This window comes from Kitasatospora purpeofusca (assembly GCF_034043715.1).
Classification (GTDB): Bacteria; Actinomycetota; Actinomycetes; order Streptomycetales; family Streptomycetaceae; genus Kitasatospora; species Kitasatospora purpeofusca_A.
In genome coordinates, this window is the sequence record NZ_JAXCLC010000051.1 from 20,433 (window position 1) to 36,408 (window position 15,976).

Annotated in this window: 16 protein-coding genes; 4 read left to right on the forward strand and 12 right to left on the reverse strand. The window is 76.4% G+C overall.

Annotation, left to right across the window (positions count from 1 at the left end; genetic code table 11):
* Nucleotides 1–48 precede the first annotated feature (48 nt).
* Complete coding sequence (locus SM793_RS24295; RefSeq protein WP_320440409.1) at nt 49–1,026, forward strand: GlxA family transcriptional regulator; 978 nt, start codon at nt 49–51, stop codon at nt 1,024–1,026.
* Nucleotides 1,027–1,151: 125 nt separating this feature from the next.
* Nucleotides 1,152–1,910, forward strand: coding sequence for an MBL fold metallo-hydrolase (locus SM793_RS24300; protein WP_320440410.1), 759 nt, complete (start codon nt 1,152–1,154; stop codon nt 1,908–1,910).
* 91 nt (nt 1,911–2,001) lie between these two features.
* On the opposite strand, the gene SM793_RS24305 is transcribed toward SM793_RS24300, so the two are convergent.
* Together SM793_RS24305 and SM793_RS24310 are read right to left on the reverse strand one after the other, a co-directional pair.
* Nucleotides 2,002–3,300, reverse strand: coding sequence for an ArsB/NhaD family transporter (locus tag SM793_RS24305; protein ID WP_320440411.1), 1,299 nt, complete (start codon nt 3,298–3,300; stop codon nt 2,002–2,004).
* Nucleotides 3,297–3,482 carry a hypothetical protein gene (locus SM793_RS24310; protein ID WP_320440412.1) on the reverse strand — a complete coding sequence of 62 codons (186 nt, stop codon included), beginning with the start codon at nt 3,480–3,482 and terminating at the stop codon, nt 3,297–3,299. Before SM793_RS24310 ends, SM793_RS24305 begins: the two co-directional genes overlap by 4 nt.
* A 212-nt stretch (nt 3,483–3,694) precedes the next feature.
* Here SM793_RS24310 and SM793_RS24315 point away from each other — a divergent pair, with 212 nt between their 5' ends.
* Nucleotides 3,695–4,462, forward strand: a complete 768-nt coding sequence (locus SM793_RS24315; RefSeq protein ID WP_320440413.1) for a glycosyltransferase — start codon at nt 3,695–3,697, stop codon at nt 4,460–4,462.
* A 56-nt stretch (nt 4,463–4,518) separates the two neighbouring features.
* Here SM793_RS24315 and SM793_RS24320 read toward each other — a convergent pair whose 3' ends face one another.
* Entirely contained in the window at nt 4,519–5,736 is a 1,218-nt protein-coding gene (locus SM793_RS24320) for an MFS transporter (protein WP_413816025.1), read from the reverse strand.
* A gap of 684 nt (nt 5,737–6,420) precedes the next feature.
* Between SM793_RS24320 and SM793_RS24325 the strand changes: the two genes are divergently transcribed.
* Complete coding sequence (locus SM793_RS24325) at nt 6,421–7,050, forward strand: hypothetical protein (protein WP_320440414.1); 630 nt, start codon at nt 6,421–6,423, stop codon at nt 7,048–7,050.
* Between the two features lie 72 nt (nt 7,051–7,122).
* On the opposite strand, the gene SM793_RS24330 is transcribed toward SM793_RS24325, so the two are convergent.
* Genes SM793_RS24330 through SM793_RS24370 form a run of 9 tightly spaced genes read right to left on the reverse strand, consistent with a single transcriptional unit; the run spans nt 7,123 to nt 15,971 of the window.
* Complete coding sequence (locus SM793_RS24330; RefSeq protein ID WP_320440415.1) at nt 7,123–8,037, reverse strand: glycosyltransferase family 2 protein; 915 nt, start codon at nt 8,035–8,037, stop codon at nt 7,123–7,125.
* Nucleotides 8,034–8,933 carry a glycosyltransferase family 2 protein gene (locus SM793_RS24335; protein ID WP_320440416.1) on the reverse strand — a complete coding sequence of 300 codons (900 nt, stop codon included), beginning with the start codon at nt 8,931–8,933 and terminating at the stop codon, nt 8,034–8,036. Before SM793_RS24335 ends, SM793_RS24330 begins: the two co-directional genes overlap by 4 nt.
* A gap of 9 nt (nt 8,934–8,942) precedes the next feature.
* Nucleotides 8,943–9,929, reverse strand: a complete 987-nt coding sequence (locus SM793_RS24340; protein WP_320440417.1) for a glycosyltransferase family 9 protein — start codon at nt 9,927–9,929, stop codon at nt 8,943–8,945.
* Nucleotides 9,926–11,365, reverse strand: a complete 1,440-nt coding sequence (gene rfaE2 / locus SM793_RS24345; protein WP_320440418.1) for a D-glycero-beta-D-manno-heptose 1-phosphate adenylyltransferase — start codon at nt 11,363–11,365, stop codon at nt 9,926–9,928. The genes SM793_RS24340 and rfaE2 overlap by 4 nt, the downstream gene beginning before the upstream one ends.
* On the reverse strand, nt 11,362–12,012 hold the full coding sequence (locus SM793_RS24350) for an SIS domain-containing protein (RefSeq protein WP_320440419.1): 651 nt from the start codon (nt 12,010–12,012) through the stop codon (nt 11,362–11,364). Before SM793_RS24350 ends, rfaE2 begins: the two co-directional genes overlap by 4 nt.
* On the reverse strand, nt 12,009–13,262 hold the full coding sequence (locus tag SM793_RS24355) for a glycosyltransferase (protein ID WP_320440420.1): 1,254 nt from the start codon (nt 13,260–13,262) through the stop codon (nt 12,009–12,011). Before SM793_RS24355 ends, SM793_RS24350 begins: the two co-directional genes overlap by 4 nt.
* Complete coding sequence (locus tag SM793_RS24360; RefSeq protein WP_320440421.1) at nt 13,259–14,221, reverse strand: glycosyltransferase; 963 nt, start codon at nt 14,219–14,221, stop codon at nt 13,259–13,261. The genes SM793_RS24355 and SM793_RS24360 overlap by 4 nt, the downstream gene beginning before the upstream one ends.
* Nucleotides 14,218–15,315: a glycosyltransferase family 9 protein gene (locus tag SM793_RS24365; RefSeq protein ID WP_320440422.1), complete on the reverse strand. Its 1,098-nt coding sequence runs from the start codon at nt 15,313–15,315 to the stop codon at nt 14,218–14,220. The genes SM793_RS24360 and SM793_RS24365 overlap by 4 nt, the downstream gene beginning before the upstream one ends.
* The gene (locus tag SM793_RS24370) at nt 15,312–15,971 is read right to left on the reverse strand and encodes an HAD-IIIA family hydrolase (protein WP_320440423.1); all 660 of its coding nucleotides are present in this window, start codon (nt 15,969–15,971) and stop codon (nt 15,312–15,314) included. Before SM793_RS24370 ends, SM793_RS24365 begins: the two co-directional genes overlap by 4 nt.
* Between the last annotated feature and the right edge of the window lie 5 nt (nt 15,972–15,976).

A 15,976-nucleotide genomic window follows, 5' to 3' on the forward strand; every position in this document is an offset into this window, starting at 1 on the left:
ACGACCTCGTCATTGCGGCCACCACGGGCCGGGCACCATGATCGGGTCATGCCCCAGTCGCCCCACCGAGTCGTCGTCGCCGCCTTCCCCGGCGTCGAACTCCTCGATGTCACCGGACCCGCGGAGGTGTTCTCGGTCGCCACCCGGGTCGCCGGACCCGAACGGCCCGGCTACGTCGTACAGGTCGCGACCGCCGACGGCGAACCGGTCGCCAGCTCCAGCGGTGTGCGCCTGATGGCCGACCTCGCCCTCGCCGCGGTGGACGGCCGGGTGGACACCCTGCTCGTGGCGGGCGCGATCACCCTGGCCGGCGACGCGGTGGAGCCGGTGATCGACCGGACGGTCACCGAGTGGCTCCGCACGGCGGCCCCCGGGGCCGGCCGGGTCGGGTCGATCTGCGCGGGCGCCCACCTGCTGGCCGCGGCGGGACTGCTCGACGGCCGGCCCGCCACGACCCACTGGCTCACCGCGGCCCGCCTGGCGGCCGAGCACCCGGAGATCATGGTCGACGCCGATCCGATCTTCGTCCGCTCCGGGAGCGTGTGGACCTGCGCCGGCGTCACCTCGGGGATGGACATGGCGCTCGCGATGGTCGCCGAGGACCACGGCCACGCACTCGCCCTGGCCACCGCCCGGATGATGGTCATGTACGTCAAACGCTCCGGCGGCCAGAGCCAGTTCAGCGTGCCGCTCTCCGTCCAGGGCGCCGGCGGCGACCGGATCGACGACCTGCGGGTGTGGATCGCCGAGCACCTGACCGAGGACCTCTCGGCCGAGGCCCTCGCCGCGCGACTGCACCTGAGCGTGCGCCACTTCTCCCGGCTGTTCCGCCGGCGCACCGCCACCACCCCGGCCGCCTATGTGGAGTCCGCCCGGCTGGAGGCCGCCCGCCGACTGCTGGAGGAGAGCCGCCTCGGCCTCCCGGAGATCGCCGCCGCCAGCGGCCTCGGCTCGGTGGACACACTGCACCGCTCCTTCCAGCGACGCCTGGGCACCACACCGGCCGAGTACCGCCGCCGCTTCTGACCGCCCGCGCCCGCCGGACACCGGACACCGGACGCCACCGCCGCCGGACGCCACCCACCGCCACTCACCGCCGCCGCGACCGGCGGTCCCCAGCCATGCCCGTTTCCCGCACCCTGGAGCCCCCCATGCCCCGCACGAAGGTCGTCCCGATCCCGGTCCTGGGCCGGCACGCCGTCAACGCCTACCTGCTGCTCGGCCGACGGCCCGTCATCGTCGACGCCGGGACTCCCGGCAGCGGACGCAGGATCCACGACCAGGTCGCCGCGCACGGCGTCGACCCCTCCGACGTCTCGCTGATCGTCCTCACCCACGGCCACATCGACCACTTCGGCTCCGCCGCCGAACTGCACCGCCTCACCGGCGCGCCCGTCGCCGGCCACATCGCCGACCTCGGGCCGTACCGCACCGGCCGGGTCCGCGAACCGTACCTGCCCACCGGCCCGATGGGCCGCCTGATGGACCGCAACAGCAAGCTGCACGCCCGGGCCGAACCCTTCGAACCCGGCCTGCTGATCAGCGGGGAGACGAGCCTGGAGGACTTCGGGATCGCCGGCCGCATCATTCCCACCCCCGGCCACACCGCCGGATCCGTCTCCGTCCTCACCGACGACGGCGACCTCGTCGCCGGCGACCTGATCGCCAACTCCTTCATGGGCCTGATCCCCGGCAAGCCCGCCAACCCGCCCTTCCACGACGACCCCCGGCAGAACCTCGCCAGCCTGCGCGCGATGCTCGCCCTCGGCCCCACCGCACTCCACGTCGGCCACGGCACCGCGCTGGAGCCCGACCGGGTCCGACGCTGGGCGGAACGCGAACACGCACGCCTGTCCCGGCTGGAGTCCACCGGCCGCCTCACCCGCCGCGCGGAGGAGCCGGCCCCTTGAGCCGCGCGATCCGGGTGATCCGCGCGATCCGCGCGATCCGGGTGATCCGGGTGATCCGGGCGCGCCCCGGGCGCCGGCCGACGGCCCGCCGTCACGCGAGGGCGAAGTAGCGCAGCCACAGGTAGAGGGCGGAGACGGCGATCGTGACGGCGGCGACGGGAGCGCCGTAGCGGGTGAAGGTCCAGAAGCTGATGGGGGTGCGGTTGCGCTCCGCGATGCCGAGGACGACGACGTTGGCGGAGGCGCCGATGGCGGTGGCGTTGCCGCCGAGGTCGGCGCCGAGGGCGAGCGCCCACCACAGGACGTGGCCGTAGGGCTCGCCGACGGTGTGGACCAGGGCGGCGGTGATGGGGGCCATGGTGGCGACGTACGGGATGTTGTCGACCACCGCGGACAGCACCCCGGAGGCGACGAGCAGGACCAGGACGGCGCCGAGCGGATTGCCTCCGGTGGCGTCCGCGAGGGCCCTGGAGACGGTCTCGACGACACCGGTCTCGATCAGGGCGCCGACCATGATGAACAGGCCGGCGAAGAACGCGAGGGTGGGCCACTCGACCTCGCCGAGGACGTCCTTGACCTCGATCCTCGAGACGGCGACGAGCAGGCCGGCGCCGAGGAGCGCGACGACCGACGGCGCGTAGTGGACGACGGGATGCAGGACGAATCCGGCGATCACCAGGCCGAGGACGACGAGCCCTTGGGCGAGGAGGCGGTGGTCGTGGATCGCCTCGCGTTCGTCCAGGGCCATCACCTCGACGGCGCGGTCCTCGTCGTAGCCGAAGTGGGCGCGGAACATGATCCGGCACATCACCAGCAGCACACCGGTCAGGACGATCGCGAGCGGGGCGAGGTGGACGAGGAAGTCGTTGAAGTCGAGGCCGCCGCGGCTGGCGATGATGATGTTCGGCGGGTCGCCGACCAGGGTCGCCGTCCCGCCGATGTTCGAGGCGAGGACCTCCGCGATCAGGAACGGCGCCGGCCTGAGCCGCAGGCGTTCGCAGACCAGCAGGGTGACCGGGGCGACCAGCAGCACGGTGGTGACGTTGTCCAGCAGCGCGGACGCGGAGGCGGTGATCACCACGAGCATCGCCATCACGCGGAAGGGCCTGGCGCGGGCGCGCTTCACCGACCAGATGGCCAGGTACTCGAACAGGCCGGTGCGCCTCAGGACACCGACGATCATCATCATTCCCATGAGCAGGAAGATGACGTTCCAGTCGATGCCGGACTCGGTGGAGAAGAACGCCGACTCGTCGTCGGTGGCGCGGACGGCGAGCATCAGGGCGGCGCCGCCCAGGGCCGCCGCGACCCGGTGGACCCACTCGGTGATGATCAGGACGTAGGCGGCGGCGAAGACCGCCAGCGCCGCCCAGGCTTGCCAGTTGCTCACGCGATCCCCAGGAGTCGGTGCGGCGGGTGCGGGGCGGTGGTCGCGCCGAGCGGCTCGGCGGGCGCGTCGCCGAGCGGCTCGGCGGGCGCGTCGCCGGGCGGTTCGAAGGCGTCGCGGGACTCCGGGGAGACGGCGGCGGGGGCCGCGACGGGCGGCACGGCCCCGAAAACAGCGATGAGCACCACGTGGGCCTCCTGGCGAAGAAGAGATGTGTCCCTTGTTCGCCGACCAGGCTTCCCGGCACTCCGCCCCGAACTTTATCCGACTTTTACGGTTCCCTAACAGACTTCTGACGGCCGGGCCGGTCGCCAGCTCCCTCAGCGCGCTCCCTCAGCGCGCTCCCTTAGCGCGCTCCGGACGGCTGGGCCAGACTGATCGGGGAGGTGAGGCAGCGATGAGACCGTTGCGGATCGCGCTGGTGTCCGAGAGCGCCAGCCCCCTCGCACCGCCGGGCGGCGTCGGCGCCGACCCCTTGGGCGTCCACGTCGCGGCACTGTCGCGGGCCCTCGCCCGCCGCGGCCACCAGGTCACCGTGCACACCCGGCGGGAGGACACCGGCCTCGGCGAACACGTTCCGCTCTGCCCGGGCGTCCTGGTGCACCACGTGGGCGGGGGCCCGGCCCGCGGCGCCTCCGAGGAGAAGGTGCTGCGCCACATGGCGGCCTTCGGTGAACAGCTCGCCGACTACTGGATCCACCACCCGCCGACGGTGGCGCACGCGCACTTCTGGACCTCCGGGCTGGTCGGCCTGCCCGGCGCCCACTACCTGGGCATCCCGCTGGTGCAGACCTTCCACGCACTCGCCGGCGCGGCGGCCGGGGGTCACCGGGATGGTGGAGGCATCAGCGTGTCGGGCCGGATCGCCATCGAGACCGCGGTCGGGCAGCAGGCCGACCGCGTTCTGTCGACCTGCCGGGACGAACTCGACGGCCTGCGGGCCATGGGCGTCCCCGAGGAGCGGATCCGGATCGTCCCGCCCGACGGGGACCGCGCGGAGCCGCGCCGGCCGCGGACCCCGGCCCGGCACACCTGGCACCGGGCCGCCTGGAACCGGGCCGCCGTCCTCACCGAACTGGTCTACCGGGAGGCGCTGAGCGGCCCACCGTTCGACCGGGCCGCCGAGGACGTCCGCGGCGGGAGGTCCGCGTCCGTCCGGCGGTGAGCCGCCGAGGACCGGCGTCCCGGGAAGCGGACCGGCGTCCGGGAGGCGGGCCGGCCTCAGGCCGCGACGGAGACCTGCTCCACGGCCGCGACCGGACCGGCCGACCGGCGCCGCATCGCGGTGGCTCCGCCCACCGCCCCGCCGACCACCAGCCCTCCGGACAGCAGCGCGCCCCGCGCGCCCAGCCCCTGGATGGACACCCCGAGCACGAGCGGTCCGGCGAGGCCCCAGACCGTACTGACGCTGCGCCAGGCGCCCAGCACCCGTCCGCGCAGATGGGCCGGGGGGTCGGTCTGGAGGATCGTCGAGACCGCGGTGTCGCTCAGTGACTCCAGGACGGCCATCGGGACGACCAGCAGGGCGAGGAACAGGAGGGTGGGCGAGAGCGCCGCGAAGCACTGGAGGAGTCCGCCGGCCGCCGTCAGGGCGGCCACCAGCCGCACGGACGGGCTGCGCAGCCGTCCGGCCAGCACCGCCCCGGTGATCCCGCCGACGGCCAGCACGGTGGCGATCACCCCGTACTCCCGCGCTCCGCCGTGCAGGGCTCCGCTGACCAGCGCGGCGAGGGTGAGGCCGTAGTTGCGGCCCAGGATCGAGCCCAGTCCGGTCAGGCAGGCCAGCGCGACCAGGCGGCGCCGACCGCAGAAGAAGGCGACGCCGTCCCGGACCCCCTGCCCACCGGACGGCGGCCGTGGCGCGTCGGCCGCGGCCGCGGCCGCGGCCACACCTGCGGCCGGCCGCAGGAACGGGATGACCGCCGCCACCAGGACGAAGGAGATCCCGTTGACCACGTAGGCGCTCCCCATCCCGAACAGGGCGACGACGACACCGGCCGAGGCGGTACCGGCCAGCCGTCCGACGCTGTGCACGACCGAGCCGACCGAGATCGCCGAGGGGACGTCCTCCGGCGGCACGAGGTCGTTGCCCAGGAGGGCGCAGGCCGGTCCTTCGACCGTGGCGACGAGCCCGGTGAGGACCGCCAGCACCATCAGGGCGGGAACGCTGAGCGCCCCGAACGCCACCAGGGCCGCCGTGGCGAAGGCGATCGCGGCCAGCACCGCCTGGCTGACGGTGGCCGTGAGCTTGCGCGGCCAGCGGTCGACCGCGGCGCCGCCCACGAGTCCGAGCAGCAGGCCGGGGGCGACCTGGAGGGCGAGCGACAGACCGGTGACGGCGGCCGAGCCGGTCAGCTGGAGGACCAGGAGGTTCTGGACGGTCAGCTGCATCCAGGCGCCCGCGTTCGAGACCAGGTTCGCCAGCGACCACCAGCGCATGCTCCGGTGGCGCAGCGAACGCCACGGGGCGCGCGATCCGGACGGGACGCGCGATCCCGACGGGGCGCGCGATCCCGACGGGGCAGCCGCGACAGCGGGGACGGCCGGGGGGAGGACGGCGGGACTCGAAGCAGGACGGTCCGGTTTGTGCCGTTGGACGGGAAGGAGGCCGGTCGGGGTCGCCGGCGGCGTTTCGGTGGGCAGCACGTCTCACATCTGGATCGGGTGGGGACGGGGAGGGGCTCCGCGCAGATGATCGCCGTACGGGAACCGGGGCGGTTCGGACGCCCGGGCGGGGAGCGGCGCCGTCCATCCTGACCGGTCGCGGCGGGATCTCAAACGGCTCGGACGGCCTTTCACGTCACACCGCCGCGGCGGGAGCCGTCCCACCGGTCTGACCAGCGGCGTCGCCCGCCGGTGGCGTCCCTCACACCGCGCCGGACGGCCGTTCCGGTCCGGCCCGGAGTCACGCTCGGCGACCGGTTCGGCGCGGCCGGGCGCTCCCGCCACCGGGCGCGGTGGCCCCGGCGTGCGGTCCGCGGGGGAATCGTGAACGCTGGTCGGAGGAGCGGACGGACGTCCGTCCGGTCCGGGTCCGGCCGCGCGGAGCACGTCGGCGGCACGGCCACCGCGAGCCTTTCGGCCCGGCGCCCCGTTTCCCCTCCTCCGGAAGGACGGCAGCCCATGGAACAGGCTGTACGAGTGGACGGACTGTCCGCGGGCCGGCCGGTGGCCGGAGTACCCGAGGGGGTGCGGGACGCCGTGGTCGTCGCCGTCCCCTTCGACGCCGCGGTCGTCGGCTTCGGCGGGTGCATGGCGATGCTGGCGGCGTCCGGGGTGCGGCTGCGCGTCGTGGTGTCCGGCGGCGGGCCGGCCTCGCGCGCGGCCGTGTCCCGCGAAGCGCTGGCCTCCCTGGGCGCTCCGCAGGCGGAGCTGGAATGGCTGGAGGGGACGCGCTGCGACGAAGGTGTCCGCCACCTCTCGTTACTGGTGAAAGGGGCCGACCTCTGTGCCGCGCCCTGGTGCGGGGACCGCGGGACCGCCGTCGGGTCGGCGCGGTGGGCGGCCCTGCTGGCGTGTTCGCTGAGACTGAGACCGCCGCTCGTGGAGTACTGGGTGCCCGGTCACTGCGCCTCGCGGGACTGCGGGGAGCCCTGGCAGCGCGCCTCGCGGGTGTCGCTGCCGCCCGGGGCGGAGCGTCTGAAGCGCCGCGCCCTGTGTGCCGGCGGGGTCGCGGACCCGGCCTCCGGTCGCGAGAGCGGCGCGTCGGTGGGCGCCACCCGGCTGGGCTCGCGCGAGATCCTCTTCCTCTGAGCGGCGGGCGGTGAGCGGTAAGCCGTGAGCGGCGAGCCGTGAGCCGTGAGCCGCCCGGTGTGCCGCACCCGCTCAGCCCACGTAGCGGCGCGCCGTCGACGACCGCTGGGGCTCCTCCAGCAACCGCAACGCGTGTTCGACCCGGTCCGGCACCCGTCGGCGCTCCCGCAGCACCCAGGGCAGGCCGCCGGCGGCTTCGGCGAAGGCGCGGACGGAGACGGCGTCGCGCGGGACCGTGCGCACCAGGTGGGCGGTGCGCCGCACGACGGTGGCGGGATGACGCCGGAGCCAGGTCGTCCACAGGGTGTTCCGGATCCCGTGGCGGCGCCGGAGCGTCGGGTCGCGCAGCGGTGACGGCCGGTGGTGGACGGTGAGGTCGGCGGCGTAGACGAGCCACCAGCCCTTCGAGGCGAGGTCGTGGGCGAGGAGTTCCTCCTCGCCTCCCAGCCAGAGCCGCGGCGAGAAGCCGCCCGCCGCCCGGAAGGCCGAGAGCCTGACGACGGTGGCTCCGGCCAGGAACGAACCGAGGGCGGGTCCTGGCAGGCCCGGCGGGGCGGGCACGGGGGAATCGCGCAGTTCGGCCACGATGGGATCCTCCGTCGGCGGCCGGTCCGGCTCGGCCGGGTGCTCGACCACGATCCGGGCGGTGACGGTGGCGACGTCCGGATGGGCGTCCAGCAGGTCGGCGGCGGCGCGCAGCGAGCCGGGCTCCCACCAGGTGTCGTCGTCGCTGAAGGCCAGGTAGGGGCATTCCAGCTCGCGGGCCACGAGGTTGCGGCCGCAGGCGCCGAGGTTGCGGCCGGGGGTGAGCAGGCGGACCCCGGGATGCCGCAGCCGTACGGCGGCCGCCGTTCCGTCGGCGGAGGCGTTGTCCACGACGACGACGGGCGGGGCCTCGGGCAGGCGGGTGAGCCGGTCGAGGGTGTCGAGGAGCTCGTCGCGGCGGTTGTGGGTGATGACGCCGACGGCGATGCGCTGGTCGGTCACCGGGCCTCCCGGTCGGCCGCGCCGGCCTCCTCCAGCCGGACCACGGACCGCTCCAGCTCCGGGGGTAGGGGTCTGCGCAGTGCGAGCGCGGCGGGGATCCTGGGGAGCGCGCCGGCCAGTGCGCGGGCGGCCTGCCGGTCCCCGGCGGCCTCCCGCACCAGGCAGGCGCTCTGCCGGGCGACGTGGGACCAGGGCCGCCGCAGCCAGCAGGTGAGCAGTTCGTTGCGGCGCACGCGCACGAGCCGGCCGGGCCGGGGGCCGGGATCGGGGTGGTGGTGGGCGACGACCTGGGGGCAGTGGGCGACTCCCCAGCCCGCCGCGGCCAGGTCGAGGGCCAGCAGGCACTCCTCCCCGCCGAAGTGCAGCACCGGGTGGAACCCTCCCACCTGGAGGAACGCGGTCCGGCGGACGATGCTCGCGCAGGCGAGGAAGCCCAGCACGGAAGGGCCCGGCAGGTCGGGGGCCATCCCGAGCGGTGAGGTGGCGAGCCGGTCGTCGATGGGGTCGGCCCGGCCGCCGGGCCCGACGAGGGTGGCTGCCGCGAGCAGACCGAGCCGCTGGTGCCGGTCGAACAGCCCGGCGGCCAGGGACAGCGCCCCCGGCCGCCACCACGAGTCGTCGTCGCTGAAGGCGACGTAGGGGGTGCCGAGCGCCTCGACGCCGAGGTTCCTGGCCACCGCGCCCCGGTTGCGGCGCAGGACGCGCACGGCCGCCCAGGGGTGGCGGTCGCGTACGGCGGCGGCCGTGCCGTCGGCGGAGGCGTTGTCCAGGACGAGCACGGGCGGGGCCTCGGGCAGGCTCCGGAGCCGGTCGAGGGTGTGCAGCAGGCGTTCCCGGCGGTTGCGCGTGATGACCACGACGCCGATCCGGGGTGCGGCGGCGGACGGGTTCTCCATCGGCTGCCGTCACCTCCTTCCGTCGCACAGGCTGGGCAGGGCCCGGAGTTCGGACAGCACGTCCTCCGGGCCGATCCGCAGCAGCCGCGGGTCGGGGGCCTCGCCGTGCGCGTCACCGGGCCGGTCGTCCTCGGGCCGGTCCGGCCGCCACAGGATCCGGTGGCGGGCGTCGGCCGGAGGCCCCCAGAGCCGGGGCGACACCGGGCCGAAGAGCGTGACCGAGGCGGTGCCGAGGGCGGTGGCGAGATGCGAGAGTCCGGTGTCGCCGGCGACCACGGCGCTCGCCCCCGCGACCAGCGCCGCCAGGGTCTCGAACGGTACGTCGGCGGTCCCGCCGACGACCGAGCCCGGCGGCAGGCCGGCGAGGGCGGCCACCTCCTGGGCGAGTCCCGCCTCTCCCGCACCGGCGGTGACGACCACCGGCCGGCCGGTGCGGCGCAGTGCGCGTGCCACCGCGGCGAAGCGGTCGGCCGGCCAGCGGCGGGCACCCGCGTCCGCGCCCGGGTGCAGCACCACCGCTCCGGGAGCGGGGGAACGGGCCGCCGGACGCCGGATCAGCAGGTCGGTGGCGTCGGCGGGGATGCCGTGGGACCGCAGCAGTCGGCACCAGCGGTCCCGTTCGTGCTCGTCCGCGCGCCACCCGGCGCCGCCGGCCTCCGTCGCGGCGTAGCCGATGAGCCGCCGGGGCCGCAGCGCCCGCAGGGGCCGCAGGCTCTCCTCGCCGCAGCCGTGCAGGTCGACCGCCAGCACCGGCGCGGGCCCGTCCCAGCGCAGTTCGCCCGGCACCCGGCGCCCGGTGGCACCGGTGGCCAGCAGCCGGTCGACGCAGCCGGTGGCCGCCGCCGCCGGGGCCAGCCGGCCGGGCGCCGCCAGGACCAGCTCGTGGCCGGGGAAGTGGCGGCGCAGTGCCCGCAGGGCCGGGATCCCGGTGAGCAGGTCGCCGAGGCCCAGGGCGCGCAGCACGAGCAGCCGCGACCGGCCGTCGGCCGCGCTCACGCGCTCGCCCCCGCGGATGCCGGTCCGCCGGACCCGGCGGCGGCTGCCCGCTCCGCCAGGGCGGTCGTGGACCTGCCGCTCAGATAGGGCAGGACGAGGGCGTGACCGCCCCATTCGGCCAGGACCTCGGTCTCCGGCAGGGCGTCCACCGTGTAGTCGCCGCCCTTCACCCAGACGTGCGGTCGAAGGGCGCGCAGGACGGCGTGCGGCGTGTCCTCCTCGAAGACGGCGACGGCGTCGACGCAGCCGAGGCCCGTCAGCACGCTGGCCCGGTCGGTGACCGGGTTGAGGGGCCGGCCGGGGCCCTTGAGCCGGCGGACGGAGTCGTCGGAGTTCAGGCAGACCACCAGGCAGTCGCCCAGCCGGGCCGCCGACTCCAGCAGGCCCACGTGTCCGGCGTGCAGCAGGTCGAAGCAGCCGCCGGTGGCGACCACCGTCCCGCCCCGGGCGCGGACGGCGGCGGCCAGTTCCGCCGCCCGCGCCGGCTGCCGGGTCGCGGGCCGGCCGTTCTGCCGCCGGGTCGCGGCCCGGCCGTCCGGCTGCGGACGGGCGACCGCACCGGCGCCGCCCGAGGCGACGAAGTCCGCCGCGGCGACCACCCCGCTGTGCACCGCCTCCTCGGTGATCGCGCCCCGGGCCAGGGCCACGCCGGCGCACGCCGCGAAGCAGTCGCCGGCTCCGCACGGATCGCCGCCCGCCCGGTAGGGCGCGGGAAGCAGGATCGGACTGTCGGTGCCGCGGCTCAGCAGGGCGCCGCGCGCACCCAGGGTGACCACCACCGCCGCGGCCTGCCAGTGGCGTGCCAGGAGCGCGGACCGCCGGGTGTGGTCGGCGAGGCGGTCCCCCGTGCCGGACCCGGCGTCGAGGGCGGCTGCCATGGCCCGCGCCTCGGCGGCGTTGGGCGTCACCAGCCGTGCGCCGGGGACGGGTGGACCGCCGCGCGGGTGCGGGTCCCACACCAGCGGGCAGCGCCGGGCGGCCGCTCCGAGCAGCGGCCCGAGCACGTCCGCCACGCCCCGGCCGTAGTCGGACACCAGCACGGCTCCGGCGGAGCCGAGCACCCGGCGGGCGGCGCCGTCGGGGGCGCCGGGGCGCCCACCGCCCCGGTCGATCCGCACCAGGGGCCGGTCGTCCACCAGGATCCGGGTCTTGACCGGGATGTCGCCCTCCAGCGGGATCTCGGCCAGCCTGACCCGGCCCGCCAGGGTCCGCCGCAACTCGGCCGCCGCCTCTCCCCGGCCCAGCGCCGTGAGCAGGACCACCTCCTGTCCGGTGCGCGCCGCCAGGACGGCGGCGAGAGCGGCGCCCCCGGGCCGGCTGCGCTCCGACTCGACGTCGACGACCGGGACCGGCGCGTCGGGGGCGAGCCGGGTGGCCGTGCCGTCGACGTCGATGTCGAGCAGGCTGTCGCCGACCACCACGAACGGCCCGTTCACGCGATCCCGCCCGCCGGCCGGGCGTCCTTCAGCGCGTGCCCGCCGGTGCGGCGGGCCAGGGCCGCGTCGAACGCCTCACAGACCAGGTGGAGGGCGGTCAGGTGGACCTCCTGGACGGTGGCGGTCGTCCCGGCGGCGACGGCGAGCGTCTCGTCGGCGCGGCCCGCCAGCGGGTTGGGCGCCGGGCCCGTCATCGCCCACACCCCGAGACCCGCCCTCCGGCCGGCGTCGGCGGCCCGGAGCAGGTTGGTGCTCCGCCCCGAGGTCGACATCAGGATCAGGACGTCGCCGGGCCGGCCGTGCGCGGCCACCTGGCGGGCGTACACCTCCTCGAAGCCGTAGTCGTTGCCGATCGCGGTCAGCGCGGACGTCTCGGCGTGCAGGGCGAGTGCGGAGAACGCGGGGCGCTCGACGCGGTAGCGGCCGACGAGTTCGGCGGTCAGGTGCTGGGCCTGGGCGGCACTGCCGCCGTTGCCCGCGACGAGCAGGCGCCCGCCGGCCGGCAGCAGGCCGGCCAGCGCCTGGCCCCAGCTGGTGAGCAGCGGCAGCTGCCGGCCGCGCAGCACCCGCAGTGCCTCCTCCAGCGCCGCGCAGTGCCGTGCGGCCTCCGCGAGGTCGTGGGCCGAGTCGTGGGAGTGAGCGCTCATCGGGGACCTCCTGCCGGTGCTCCGGTGCGAGTCCGCAGCGGGAGGGCCGCGGTGAAGGGGCGCACCGTCTCCTGGTAGATCTTCTCGGTACTCGCCGCGACCCGGTCCCAGCCGTAGAAGGCGAGGACGCGGCGGCGTCCCGCCGCCCCGAAGTCACGGCGCAGCCCCTGGTCGCCGAGCAGCCGGGCGACCGCGGCGGCCAGCGCCGGACCGGACCCGGCGGGCACCAGCAGGCCCGTCCGGCCGTCGGCCACCGTGTCGAGGTGTCCGCCGACGGCGGTGGCGACCACCGGCACCCCGCACGCCATCGCCTCCAGCGGGACGATGCCGAACGGCTCGTAGTGCGCGGGGCAGACCACGAGGTCGGCGCTGCGCAGCAGGGCCGGCATCCGGGTACTGGGCACACCGCCCAGCAGGACCAGCCGGTCGGCCACGCCGTGGTCGGCGGCCAGCGCGCGCAGCCGCCGGCACTCCGGCTCGGTGTCCAGCCGGTCGGCCGGGGGGCCGCCGGCGATCACCAGCTCGGTGTCGGGCAGCCGGGCGAGCGCCTCCAGCGCGGTGGCACCGCCCTTGCGTGCCACGAGCCGTCCGACCATGAGCAGCCGGTGCGGTGCCGAGCGCGGTGCCGCGTCCCCCTGGGGGCCGAACCGCTCCGGGTCGACGCCGCACGGCACGATCCTGATGCGGTCGGCGGGGACGCCCATCGCGAGGAGTTCGGCCACCTCGTCGCTGCAGGTGGCGATCACCCGGGCGGCCGTGCGGCCGAGGTGGGCCTCCAGCGCGATCCGCTGGGCGGGGCTGGTGTCCTCGTGGCCCTGGTGCCGGCGTTTGACCGTGCCCAGGGCGTGATAGGTGTGGGCGACCGGTATGCCCAGGTGCCGGGCTCCCCGCAGGGCGGCCAGACCCGACATCCAGAAGTGCGAGTGCACGAGGTCGGGCCGGTGGCGGCTCCAGTAGCGGGCCAGCTGGTCGCCGAACTCGGCCATGTAGGGCAGCAGTCGGTCCTTGGGGACGGGGCGGGGCGGTCCGGCCGGAACGTGGTGGACGACGACGCCCGGGCGCATCACGACCTCCTCGGCCGGTCCGGCGCAGTCGCGCCGGGTGTGGACGACCACCCGGTGGCCCCGGTCGGCCAGGGCGGCGGCGAGGGCGGCGACGTGGACGTTCTGGCCCCCCGCGTCCACGCCGCCGAGCACGGCGAGCGGGCTGGCGTGTTCGGACACCAGGGAGACGGTCAGGGGTCCGGTCATCGTGCCACCTCGTCGATCAGGCGGTCCCAGTCGGCCAGGAACCGTTTCAGTCCGTAGCGGCCGAGGGCCGCCCGGCGGGCGCGCGCGCCGTCGGCCTCGGCGGCCCCGGCGTCCGTGAGGTAGTGGCGGACGGCGTCGGCCAGCTCGGTGGTGCTGGTGGAGACCACGCCCGCGCCGGGCGGGACCGCCCGGGCCACCTCGGTGGTGGCCAGGGCGACCACCGGCAGGCCCAGGTGCATGGCCTCCAGCAGGGAGAGTCCGAGCGAGGTCCAGCGCACCGGGTGCAGGTAGAGGCGGCGCCGTGCGAGCTCGGCGTGCAGCCGGGCCTGGGGGAGGTCGGCGACCCGGCAGCGGTCCTCGGACAGGCCGAGGTGGGCGGCGAGCCCGGCGGTACGCATGCCGAAGACGTCCAGGGGGCCCTGCCGGGCGAAGAGCGGCAGCAGGTCGGTGCCGGTCGTCCGGCCGCGGCGGACCGGGTCGTTGACCACCACGGCCGATCTCGCCAGCGCGCCGGTGTACTGGTGGCCGGGGTCGACGATGCCGTGCTCGATCACCTCGCAGCGGGTGTGCCCGCAGTCCCAGAACAGCCGGTTGAAGTCGGTGACGTGGACGATGACCAGGTCGTCCCGGTCCGCCATCGGATGGCGGGTGTCCGGGACGTCGCCGTGCGGACTGTTGTGCTCCAGGTACACCGCGGGTAGGTCCCGCCCCGGTCGGCGGCCCAGCCACCGGGTGACGAGTTCGGCCTCGTGCGGCCGCTGGAGCACCACCAGGTCGATCTCGGCGGACCGGAGTTCCCGCGGGGTCCGTTCGACCACGCTTGCCGGCCAGTCGAAGGTCACGGCGCGCCCGAGTCCGTCCGGTCCGCGCTCGGGCAGGACCGGCACCGTGTAGGTGTGGGGACCCTGGACGAACGCGGTCGTCCAGGAGCCGTGCACGTGCCACAGCAGGATGTTCATGAGCTCACCTTCCTGGTGCTCGGCTTCCTGGTACTCGGCTTCCCGGTGCTCGGCCGGGCGGGCGGGAACTGCCCGCCCGGGCCCGGCGCCGCTCCGCTCGTCAGCCGGTCCACGGCCGCCGCGATCTGGTCGCCGGTCAGGGTGTCCAGGCAGGGGTGGCCCTCGACCGGGCAGACCCTGGCCCGGCTCGCGGCGCACGGCGCGTCCTGCCGGCCCAGCAGCAGGTGCGGCACGCCGAACGGCCGCCACCGCTCGAACGGCACGACCGGCGCGAACAGGCTCACGACGGGGGTGCCGACGGCGGCGGCCAGATGGGCCGGACCGGTGTTGCCCGCGACCACGGCGTCGGCCCCGGCCAGGACCGCCGAGAGGGCCCTGAGGTCGGTACGGCCGCCGAGGTCCAGGGCGTGCGCCCCCGCGACCTCGGCGGTCAGCTCCTGCTCCGCCGGGCCGCCGGTGACGACCACCCGTCGTCCGGACGCCGTCAGGGCCCGCACGGCGGCCGCGAGCACCGCGGGGCCGGCGGCGCGGGCGGGAACGGCCGCGCCGGGATGGACGACCACGTACGGGTCGGGACCGGTCAGGTGCCGCAGGTCGGGCGGTGGCAGTACCCGCAGCCGGCCGTCGTCGTGCGGGGGCAGCGGGAATCCCGCGGCCAGGGCCAGGTCGAGGGCCGCCTCGGCCTCGTGCCGGCCGGGCGCGCGCCGGTGGCGCAGGTCGAGCAGCGAGCCCGGGTAGTCCTCGCAGTCGGCGGCGACGGCGCCCACGCCCGCCAGCCGGAGCAGCAGGGCCGTGGGCAGCGGGCTCTGGTGGAAGGACGTGAGCACGACGGCGTGGTCGAAGCGCTGCCGGGCGAGGCGCGCCACGACCGCCCGGACGTCCTCGGCGGCCAGCGGCGGCGGGTCGAAACCGACCCAGGGCGCTTCCCAGACGACGGTCCGGTCGACCCCGGGCAGGAGTTCGGCCGCCGCGGCGCCCTGGGGCCCGCAGAGCAGGGCCACATGGGTGGAGGAGGCCGCGACGGCCCGCACCGCGGGCCCGGCGAGCAGGACGTCGCCGGCGCTGTCGAGGCGCACGACGAGGGTCCTGGTCACGCCGGCCGCCCGGCGGGAAGGAGGTGGCCCAGCGCCGCCCGGACGGCCGCGGCGAGGTCGCTCGCGACGGTCCTCGCCGCGGCCGTCTCCTCGGCGCGGGTGGCGGGGTTGGGCACCAGGACGGGGAACGCCCCGGCGGCCTCGGCCGCGGCGCCGTCGGACCCGATGTCCCCGATGACGACGGCCCGCCGGGGCGGCACGGCCAGGACCCGGCAGGCGGCCAGGACCAGGCCGGGCGCCGGCTTGCGGCAGCCGCAGCCGTCCTCGGGGCCGTGCGGGCAGACGGCCCAGACGTCCATCGGCCCGAGCAGTGCCTCGATCCGCCGGTTCACCGCGTCGACCTGCCCCCGGGTGAGCAGTCCGCGCGCCACCCCGGACTGGTTGCTCACGACACCCACCAGGATCCCGGCCGACCGCAGGGCCGCGACGGCGTCGGCCGCGCCGGTCACCGGGCGCACGGCAGCGGGGTCGCCGTTGTACGGCACGTCGTGGACGAGCGTGCCGTCGCGGTCGAAGAGCACGGCCGCGCGCCGCGCCCGCGGACGCTCCGCGGCGCCCGCGGGCCCGGCCGCACGGATCCATGGCAGCAGGCCGTTCACGGCCGTGCGGTCGGGCGCGGGCCCGGCCGGTGCGGTGGAGTCTGCGGGAAGGGTCATGGTGG